At 72.1% G+C, this 9,565-nt stretch carries 7 protein-coding genes and 1 pseudogene; 3 read left to right on the top strand and 5 right to left on the bottom strand.

Translation table 11 applies throughout. The features are described 5' to 3' along the window. The 3 genes from VNM44_RS07495 to VNM44_RS07485 form a co-directional block, all read right to left on the bottom strand. The coding region (locus tag VNM44_RS07495) for a hypothetical protein (RefSeq protein WP_325624438.1) at nt 1-227 on the bottom strand (227 nt) is incomplete at its 3' end. Nucleotides 228-327: 100 nt separating this feature from the next. Next, a complete protein-coding gene (locus tag VNM44_RS07490) occupies nt 328-1,044 on the bottom strand; it encodes an Ig-like domain-containing protein (RefSeq protein WP_325624436.1) in 717 nt (238 codons plus the stop codon). A gap of 91 nt (nt 1,045-1,135) precedes the next feature. Then, on the bottom strand, nt 1,136-1,546 hold the full coding sequence (locus VNM44_RS07485) for a hypothetical protein (RefSeq protein WP_325624434.1): 411 nt from the start codon (nt 1,544-1,546) through the stop codon (nt 1,136-1,138). An 89-nt stretch (nt 1,547-1,635) separates the two neighbouring features. Between VNM44_RS07485 and VNM44_RS07480 the strand changes: the two genes are divergently transcribed. Further along, the gene (locus tag VNM44_RS07480) at nt 1,636-5,268 is read left to right on the top strand and encodes a BTAD domain-containing putative transcriptional regulator (protein WP_325624432.1); all 3,633 of its coding nucleotides are present in this window, start codon (nt 1,636-1,638) and stop codon (nt 5,266-5,268) included. Here VNM44_RS07480 and VNM44_RS07475 read toward each other — a convergent pair whose 3' ends face one another. Then, nucleotides 5,269-5,427: a hypothetical protein gene (locus tag VNM44_RS07475; protein WP_325624428.1), complete on the bottom strand. Its 159-nt coding sequence runs from the start codon at nt 5,425-5,427 to the stop codon at nt 5,269-5,271. A gap of 122 nt (nt 5,428-5,549) precedes the next feature. Next, the gene (locus VNM44_RS07470) at nt 5,550-6,545 is read right to left on the bottom strand and encodes a M23 family metallopeptidase (protein ID WP_325624426.1); all 996 of its coding nucleotides are present in this window, start codon (nt 6,543-6,545) and stop codon (nt 5,550-5,552) included. Between the two features lie 124 nt (nt 6,546-6,669). On the opposite strand from VNM44_RS07470, the gene VNM44_RS07465 reads away from it, so the two are divergent. Together VNM44_RS07465 and VNM44_RS07460 are read left to right on the top strand one after the other, a co-directional pair. After that, the gene (locus VNM44_RS07465; protein WP_325624424.1) at nt 6,670-8,283 is read left to right on the top strand and encodes a BTAD domain-containing putative transcriptional regulator; all 1,614 of its coding nucleotides are present in this window, start codon (nt 6,670-6,672) and stop codon (nt 8,281-8,283) included. Next, nucleotides 8,280-9,565: pseudogene (locus tag VNM44_RS07460) on the top strand (hypothetical protein); the annotation flags it as partial. The gene VNM44_RS07465 and the pseudogene VNM44_RS07460, both read left to right, overlap by 4 nt.

Genomic DNA, 9,565 nt, shown 5'->3' with positions numbered 1-9,565 from the left:
TCGAGCCGGAAGAGGACGGATGCCGTGTCCCGGCCCGGCACCCCGGGCGCGATCGTCGTGAACATCGGCCGGTCGCCCGCGAACGGCTTCGCCGCGCCGCGTACTGCGATCTCCGCCGCATGGGGTGCCGTGTCGCGGGCGAGTGCCCGCCTCGGAAGGAGCCCGACTGCGACGAGCCCTGCAATGCCGGCACGCAGGAAGCTCCTGCGTGTGCGCCGGCCGACCACCTCGGGGATGCTAGTCCGCCGCCAGGAGGGTGCGGACGGCGAAGACGCGATCCGGTCGAGGAGCCTCCCCACGCGGCTCCTCGACCGGACGCTCCCCCTGTCAGCAGGTCATCGAACCGCCGTCGGAGGCCGACGCACCACCGGCGTCCGACGCGGTCACGCCGAATGCGACCGGTCCCGTGTACGCCCCGCCGAAGTCGCAGTTCTCGGCGTACGTGTACGACCACGAGCCGCTCGCGTCACTCGTCGTGGCTCCCGGGAGCAGAAGGAACCAGCCTCCCGGCGGTGTCGACCACTCGAAGTCGAGCGAGATCGAGCTGCTCGGGTTGTATCCCGTGCCGGTCAACGTCGCAGTCAGGCCGTTCGTCGTCACCGTGAGCGACGGGTTGAGTGCCACGGGCGGCCCCGGCGGCGCCGGCGGCTTCGGCGGCGTGGGCGGGACGAACTGCCCCTCGAGCACCGCGGTCACGTCCATCGCCCCGGACACCTTGATGGTGCACGGGTTGCCCTGTCCGGCGCACGCGCCCTCCCAGGCCTTGAACGTGTGGCCCGGGGTCATGTACGCGGTGAGCTTCACCTCGCGGTTCGGCTCGAACGCGCGGATACAGGCCATCGGGCAGTCGATCAGGTACGGATCGCTGCGCACGTAGCCGCCGCCCCACGGCTTCACGTCGACCGTCAACGTCGCGGCCCCCGTCCACGTGTAGGTGGAGCCGTCGCTCTCGGGCGGCCTCGACTGACCCGCCCCGGGGAGCAGCGCCGCAGCTGCCGTCACCGAGAGCGCGAGCAGCACCCACTTCACGTGCCTGCGTCTCATTGCAGAACCCCCTTCCTGGGCGAGGCGTGTCGCCTCGCCGTGAGAGGAGGGTGCGTCCGGCCGCTAACGGCGCGCTAACCGCCGGGTGCCGTCACGCGCGCAGCTCGGCGCGCACGACGAGACGGCCTTCGAGCGACTCGGACGTCCCGACCTGGGCGAGCAGCGTCTCGCCGTCCTCGACCAGGACCTCGAGCGACAGCTGCGCGTTCCAGAGCGGGCTCGCGCAGCCGAGGAAGATGCTCGCGGCGGGGTGGAGGCCGATCTGCCGGTAGAGGCGGACGAGTGGGTCGAGCGGCGTCGAGCCGGCGAGGTCGACGACGAGCCTTCCCGCGCTCGGCGGCCGCAGGGCGTACCACACGGATCTGGCGGTGGGAAGGCACGGAGACGGCTCGTCCGGATCGGACCCCGCGTCGGAGAGGTCGATCGTCTGGGCGAAAGGCAAGCTCGTCATCGGGACGGGGTCCCCGAGCCTTCCGCTCTGCAGCGCCTCGAGTCGTGTCATCGCCTCATCCTCCCTCGTCGTCGGTACGCCCACGGTGTCGTGTCACGCCAACGATTCGCTAATCGGGGTCTGGTGAACGGTCGTGGCGGGTGGTAGGGTCGCCGCCCCAGTCGACCACGGAGGGCGAGGCAGTGGAGTTCCTCCTGCTAGGGCCGCTCGAGGCGCGCATCGCGAGCGCGAGCCCCCAGCTGGGCGGCCCGAGGCAGCGCGCCGTGCTCGCCGACCTCCTGCTCCATGCCGGATCGGTCGTCTCGATGGACACGCTGATCGACGACCTCTGGGGCGCGGAGCCGCCGCCGACGGCCGACGCGGTCGTGCAGAACGCCGTCTCTCGGCTTCGGCAGGCGCTGGGCAAGGAAGTGATCGAGACCCGTCCTCCCGGCTACCTGTTGCGCGTCGACCCCGGCGCGATCGACGCTCGCCGGTTCGAGCGGCTCGTGCACGACGCGAAGCCGCTCCCGCCGGCCGAGCGCTCGGCGGCTCTTCGCGACGCGCTCGCGCTCTGGCGCGGCCCCGCGTTCGGCGACCTCGCCTTCGAGAGCTTCCTCCAGGCGGAGATTGCGCGCCTCGACGAGCTCCGGCTCACCGCGCTCGAGGACCGGATCGAGGCGGAGATCGAGCTCGGCCGCCACGACGGCGCGATCCCCGACGCGGCGACGCTCGCCGCGCGGCACCCCGATCGCGAGCGGCTCTGTCGTCTCCTGATGCTCGCTCTCGCCCGTGCGGGACGCCAGCAGGAGGCGCTCGACGCCTACGCGTCGACGCGCCGCGCGCTCGATGCGCAATGGGGCCTCGAGCCCTCCCCGGAGACCCGCGCGCTGCACCAGATGATCCTCACCCAGGACCCCGCGATCGCGCCCGCGCGGCCGGTCCCGCAGGCGGTCGGCCCCGTGCGTCGGCCCGTCTCGCTGCTCCTCGTCGAGCCGCTCGTCGACGACGACGTCGAGCTCGAGGCGGCCGGGAAGATCTTTCGGGACGTCCGCCGGACAGTCGCCGACGTCGTGTCCCGGCACGGGGGCGCCCTGTCGCCGGAGTCCGGGGTCGAGCTGATCGCGGCCTTCGGCGTCGACGGAGCGCACGAGGACGGCGTCGTCCGCGCCGCGCGCGCGGCCGTCGAGCTGCGCGAGATCCTCCGCGCGCGCGAGGTCGACGCGAGGTACGCGGTCGGGACGGGACGGATCCTCGTCGAGGACGCCCGCCCCGTGCTCGTCGGCGCCGTCGTCGGCCGCAGCCGCCGCGCGCTCCACGATGCCGACGCGAACGAGATCCAGCTGACGGAGGTCGCTGCCCGGCTCGGCGGCGAGGCCTTCGAGCTCGATGCCGACGGCAGGCTGCTCGGCGTACGCTCGAGCCGGCCCGCGGCGCGGGGTGCTCGGGGACCGCTGGTCGGCCGCTCGGCCGAGCTCGCGCTGCTCCAGGCTGCGTTCGACGGCGTCGTCGAGCACGGAAGCACGCAACACGTGGTGATCGTCGGCGAGGCGGGAATCGGCAAGAGCCGCCTCGTGGGCGCATTCGTCGAGGACGTGCCGGCCGTCCTGCTCCAGGCCGCCTGCGTCCCGTACGGCGAGGGGATCTCGTTCCTCCCGCTGCGGGAGCTGGCGGAGTGCGCCGCGGCGCTCGACGCCGGCGCCCCGGAGCTGGGCGAGCTTTCGAGCGCGGATGCCGCCCTCGCGGCCGCCCGCGGGCTGGTCGAGCACTTCACCGCCGACTGCCCGGTCGTCGTCGTGCTCGACGACCTGCACTGGGCCGTGCCGACGTTCCTCGACGTGGTCGAGTACGTCGTGCGGGCGGCGCGCGGCCCGCTGCTCGTGATCTCGATGACCCGTCCGGAGCTCCTCGAGCGGCGTTCCGCGTGGGGCGAGGGCGCCATGGTGCTCGAGCCGCTCGCCGGAGACGACGCCCGGCTCCTCGTCGACGCGCTCCCCGAGCGCGACGCGCTCGACGAGAAGCTCGCGGCGGCGATCCTCGAGACGGCCGAGGGCGTGCCGCTCTTCCTCGAGCAGCTCGCCGCGCACGCTGTGGAGTCCGAGCTCGCCGTCGACCACGTCCCGGCGACCCTCGACGCGCTGCTCGCGAGCCGCATCGACGCGCTCGAGCCCGGCGAGCGCGCCGTCCTCTCGCGCGCGGCGGTCGTCGGGCGCGTGTTCTCGCGGGAGTCGCTGGGCGCCTTGACGCCGAGTACCGAAGCGCGCGAGCTCGCCGGACGCCTCGGGTCGCTAGAGCGGCGGCGGCTCGTCCGTCCGCGCGGGCCGGAACACGAGTTCGTCCACCCGCTCGTCCGTGAGGCCGCCTACGACGCGATCGGCCGGCTGGAACGGGCAGCGATGCATGAGGCGTTCGCCCGCTGGCTCGACGCTCATGGCGCGGCCGACGAGCTCGTCGGCCTCCATCTCGAGCGATCCGTCGTCAGCCGGCGAGCCATGGGGGACGACGCGCCTGACGTCGCTGTCGAGGCTGGCGAACGGCTTGGCCGGGCAGGGGAACGGGCGGCGTGGAGCATGGATCACGCGGCGGCCATCAGCCTGCTGACGCGAGCTGCAAGCCTGCTCCCGGAAGCCGACGTGCTTCGACTGGACCTCGAATGCGTCCTGAGTCATCCGCTCAAGATGACGGGAGAGTGGCGGCGTGCGCTCAGCCTGCTGGAGGATGTCGTGCGTCGCGCGGACGAGATCGAGAATCGCCGAGTTGCTGCACGCGCACGGGTGGAGATGGTCTGGCCGCTCCATCTGATGGGGGTCTCGGACGCTGACGCGTTGATCGCCGGTATCGAGGAGGCGATTGCCGAGTGCGAAGCCGCGTCCGACACGATCGGCCTGGCCCGCGCGTGGGACGCGCGGTACGCGGTGGAGAGCCTCATGTGTCGTCGCTTCGAGGCCGCCTACGACGCGTTGCGCAGAGCCAACGACTTCTACCGCGAGCTCGGGTTGGTTGGCATGAAGGACTCCGCCTTGGTCTCTGCAGCGGTGGACGGGCCGATGCCGCTGTCGGACGTCATCGCGCTGGCCGAGCGCTTGCTCGCGGAGTCGGAGTCGCACCCATGGACGGAGCCGTACCTGATGCTCGACCTCGCGCGGCACCAGGCGTTGATGGCAGGATTCGACTCCGCCCAGGACCTCGTCGTCCGCTCGCGTACCAAACTCGTCGAGATCGGCGACGACCTCGCCATGACGACGCGCTGGCCGGAGGCCGCCGCCCTCGTGGCGGTGCTCGGAGGCGATGGTCGGAGCGCCGAGGAGATCCTCGTGCCGGCGATCGAAGCCGCTGCCGCGCGCGAGGACACTGCCTGGTACGCGTACCTCGAGGTTCATCGTGCGGAGGCTGCGCTCGTCGCAGGCGAGATCGATCGGGCACTAGAGTTCGCGAAGGAAGCCGAACAGGAGTCCCTGCCGGGGCAGTCCTGGATCGAGTTGTATTGGCAGGCAGCACGCGCCAAGGGGCTCGCGCGCAGTGGCCGCGCAATCGAGGCCGAGGAATGCGTGCGTGAGCCCCTCGAGCTCTACGAGACCACGGACAACCTTCTCGTGAAGGGGCAGCTTCGCCTCATCCTCTCCGAGGCCCTCGCCCTCCAGGGCAAGCTGGTCGACGCTGAACGAGCGGCCTCCGAAGCGGCCTCGATCCTGACGGCGAAGGGCGCCACGCTCTTCGTCGAGCGTGCCAAGACGATGCTCTCCGGCATCCGAAATGGGGGCACCGCGGTTACGGCGCCCCCATTCGCGGGCTAGTCAGCAGTTGGGCGGACACAGAGGCGGCGGCATGAGAGCCGGGTCGCCGGCCGCGAGGCCGAGGGCCACGAGAACCAGGGCCGCTGCCGCGAGAACGATGAACACCACGGGTGTCCGTGTGATCGCCGCATGCATGTGAGTCACCTCCTTTCGCTGCATGCGGCGAGGCTCGGAGGCGGCCCAAACGGCCCGGTCACGGGCTCCAAACGGCTCGCTAACGCCCACGACGACGGAGCCCGGACGGTGTCCGGGCTCCGTGGGCTACCAGCGCGAAGAGGGATTCAGACGGCGGGGCGGTTCGCGATGCGGATCGGGAACCGCGCAACCGTCGTGTTCCCGCACACGTCGGAGGCGGCGACCTCGACGACGTAGCGTCCGTCCGCGACCGTGCGGCTGTCCCAGCCGGCCCGGAGGACGAAACGGTAGCGGCCGATCCGGTTCTTCTTGTTCTGTCGCGTCCAGCGGGCGTACTGCGTCAGGTACCGGTCGTTCGACGGGATCCGGAGGCGATGGTCGATCGTCGTGCTCCAGGGGAGCACGACGCGGCCGCCTGCGCCCGTGACGCGCCAGCGCACGAGCGCGGGCGTCACCGGCTTGCCGCCCCAGCGGCCCGGGACCGGGATCGGCGTCGTGTCGTACGCTTCGACGACCAGGTCGACTACACCGTGCGTCGCCCGGACAGGCACCGGCCGACCGTCGGTGTCGGCGCTCAGGTGCTTGATCCACGGCCGCGTCGTGTCGGCGAACGGCCCGAGCGCGCCGGCGCGCAGCGGGTTCAGATAGGCGCCGTTGCGGCTCTCGGCGAAGTGGACGTGCTCCCAGGGCGGCGCCGCGTGGCCGACGACGGTGCGGTAGGCGGTGACGCGCTGCCCGTTCCGCACGGCGGGGACGATGTGCCAGTACTGGAACTCGGTGTGGCCGTCGTACGCGACGACCGCGACGGTTTCCGGCCGGAAGGACTCGAGGCGGACGACACCGTCGAGCGTCGCGTAGACGGGCGTGCCGTTCGGGCAGGAGACGTCGATGCCGAAGTGGAAGCTCTGCTCCCAGCCCTTCGGCGTCATCCCGATGCGCGGGTCGCCGAAGAACCCGCGGACGGGGTGCTGGCGGTGGAACGGCTTGACGGGCCAGCCGTAACCGGTGACGGTCGAGTCGGCGGCCGTCGCGTCGGGGACGAAGACAGCGCTCGAGAGAACTGTTGCGAGTGCGGCGACGACCGCCGCGAGCGCCCACGACCAGGGGCCGCGTGCTGTGAGATGTGGGTGCGTGGTAGCCATGCCCCCACGGTCGATCCGGCCCGAAACGGGTCGAAAACGGTCGCCTCACGGCGCGATAACGATCCCGAGCCGCGCCGGAAGCTGATTAGGAGACCGTTGGCGGACGGTGGTACAAACCGCGTGAATGCAGGAATTTCGGATCCTCGGCCCGCTCGAGGCGTCGGGTGAGGACGGGCCGATCGCCCTCGGCGGTCCGCGCCAGCGCGCGCTCCTGGCCGCGCTGCTCCTCCGCGCGGGCCGGGTCGTCCCGACCGACCAGCTCGTCGACGAGCTCTACGGCGTCGAGCCGCCGAAGACGGCGACGGCGTCGCTCCACAACTGCGTCGTCGGGTTGCGCAAGGCACTCGGTCCCGACGTGTTGGTCACGCGTCCGCCCGGATACGTGCTCCGGATCGACCGCGAGCACGTCGACGCTCACCGGTTCGAGCGCCTGCTCGCCGACGCGCGGCGGGCCTCTCCGGTCGAGCGCCGGCAGCTGCTCGGGCGCGCGCTCGAGTTGTGGCGCGGCCCGGCGCTGGCCGAGTTCGCGTTCGAGGACTGGGCGCAGACCGAGATCAGGCGTCTCGAGGAGCTTCGCCTCGTCGCGCTCGAGGAGCGTCTCGCGGCCGACATCGAGCTCGGCCACCCCTCGGATGTCGTGCCCGAGCTCGAGGCGCTCGTCACCGAGCATCCGCTCCGCGAGCGGCTCTGGTACCTGCTGATGCTCGCCTGCCACCGCGCGGGCCGCTCCGCCGAGGCGCTGCAGGCCTACACGGACGCGCGCGCCGCCCTCGACGAGCTCGGGATCGAGCCTGGAGAGAACCTCCGGCGGCTCCAGGGCGAGATCCTGCGCGGCGAGGCGCGCGGGTCGCGCGGAGCAAACGGCCACGCCGACCGCGACGCCGACGCGGAGGTCGTCAAGGCACTGCTCGCCGGGCGCGTCGTCCCGGTGCTCGGGTTGGACGGCGGCGACGACCTCGCGGCGCAGCTCGCCCGCGCGTTCGGGTATCCGGAAGACCGCCCGCCCGACCTTGCGCGCGTGTCGCAGTACGTGGCGACGATGAACGGCTCGGGGCCTCTCTACGACGAGCTCCACAGGCGCTTCGAGGAGGCCACCGAGCCGCAGGCGGTGCATCGGTTCCTCGCGTCTCTGCCGGAGGTGCTGCGGTCACGGGGCGCGCCACACCAGCTCGTCATCTCCACGCGGTACGACCTTGCGCTCGAGCGGGCGTTCGAGGCGGCCGGGGAGGAGCTCGACGTCGTCACCTACGTCGCCTCCGGCCCGTACCGCGGGAAGTTCTGGCACCGGCCGCCGGGGGAGGAGCCGCGGCCGATCGATGTGCCCAACACGTACGCGACCGAGCTGTCGCTCGACCGGCGAACCGTGCTGCTCAAGCTGCACGGCGCGGTCGATCCCTTCCCGGACCGCGAGTGGGAGAGCTTCGTCATCACCGAGGACGACTACATCGACTACCTCGGCCGCTCCGATCTCGTCTCCGCCGTACCCGTCGCGCTGGCCGCCCACCTGCGCCGCAGCCACTTCCTCTTCATCGGATACGAGATGGTCGACTGGAACCTGCGCCTCGTGATGCACCGCGTGTGGGGCGACCGCCCGCTCGCGTACCGGTCGTGGGCGCTCGACCCGGAGCCCAGCGCGCTCGAGCAGGCGTTCTGGCGCCGGTTCGACGTCGACGTCCTCGACGTGGACCCCGATGAGTACGTGGGTCTGCTCGAGCGGCGTCTCGAGGGCGTCCCGTGAACCTGAAGTCGCCGTACCGGGGGCTCGCGGCGTTCGCCGACTCGGACCTCGACGCGCTCTACTTCTTCGGCCGGGAGCGCGACTCCGAGATCGTCGTCGCCAACCTGATCGCGTCGCGGCTGACGGTGCTCTACGGACCGAGCGGCGTGGGGAAGTCGTCGCTGCTCCTCGCGAGCGTCGCGCGGGCCTTGCGGCGGCTTCCCGAGCAGCCGCTCGTCCTCGTCTTCTCGAGCTGGAGCGAGCTGCCCGAGTCGGCGCTGGCAAGAGCGATCGCGGAGGCGGCGGGCATCGAGCCCGGCTCGCTCGTCGACGTCGCTACGCGTACGCAGGCCGAGCGCGATGTCTATCTCGTGCTCGACCAGGCCGAGGAGTACTTCACGTACCACGACACCGACGACGGCTTCGACGAGGCGCTCGCCGCGCTGGTCGACGGCCCGCTCCGCGTCAACGTCCTGCTCTCGCTGCGGGAGGACACGCTTGCGCGGCTCGACCGGCTGAAGGGCGCGATCCCGAACCTGTTCGGCAACGTGCTGCGGCTCGACCGGCTCGATCGTACGGCCGGCCGCGCGGCGATCGTGAGGCCGCTCGAGCGCTGGAGCGAGCTCGAGGGCGAGACGGTGACGATCGAGGACGAGCTCGTAGGCGCCGTGCTCGACGGCGTCGGCGCAGGGCAGATCGAGCTCGGCCCAGGCCAGGCCGTCCCGGAGACCAACGGTCGTGCGCCGGGGATCGAGGCGCCGTACCTGCAGCTCGTCATGCAGCGGCTCTGGGACGTCGAGCGCTCGGGCGGCTCGTCGACGCTTCGCGCCGCAACGCTGAGTGAGCTCGGCGGCGCCGGCCAGGTCGTTGCCGACCACCTCGAGCGCGCGATCGAGGCGCTGACCCCGCCGCAGCGCGAGATCGCGTCACGGCTCTTCGACCACCTCGTCACGCCGTCCGGCACGAAGATCGCGCACGAGGCCGCGGACCTCGCGCAGTTCGCCCGGTGCTCGGAGGACGAGGTGCGAGCCGTCACGGGCGTTCTCGCCGACCACCGGATCCTGCGCACCGACGAGGCCGGCCGCTGGGAGATCTTCCACGACGTCCTCGCCGGCGCCGTGCTCGGCTGGAAGAGCCGCTTCGATGCCGAACGGGCGGTCGAGCGAGCGCGGGCCGAGGCGCGCCGGCGCCACCGCCGGCTCGCGTTCCTGGCCTTTGGCGCGCTCGTCGCCCTCGCGGGCATGACGGCGCTCGCGGTCTTCGCGTTCTCGCAGCGCGGCGAGGCGCGCGACCAGGCGCGCTC

Source organism: Gaiella sp., from assembly GCF_035558935.1.
Taxonomy (GTDB): Bacteria; Actinomycetota; Thermoleophilia; order Gaiellales; family Gaiellaceae; genus Gaiella.
The sequence above is the reverse complement of the archived record's forward strand: the minus strand, read 5'-3'. Positions and strand labels throughout refer to the sequence as shown.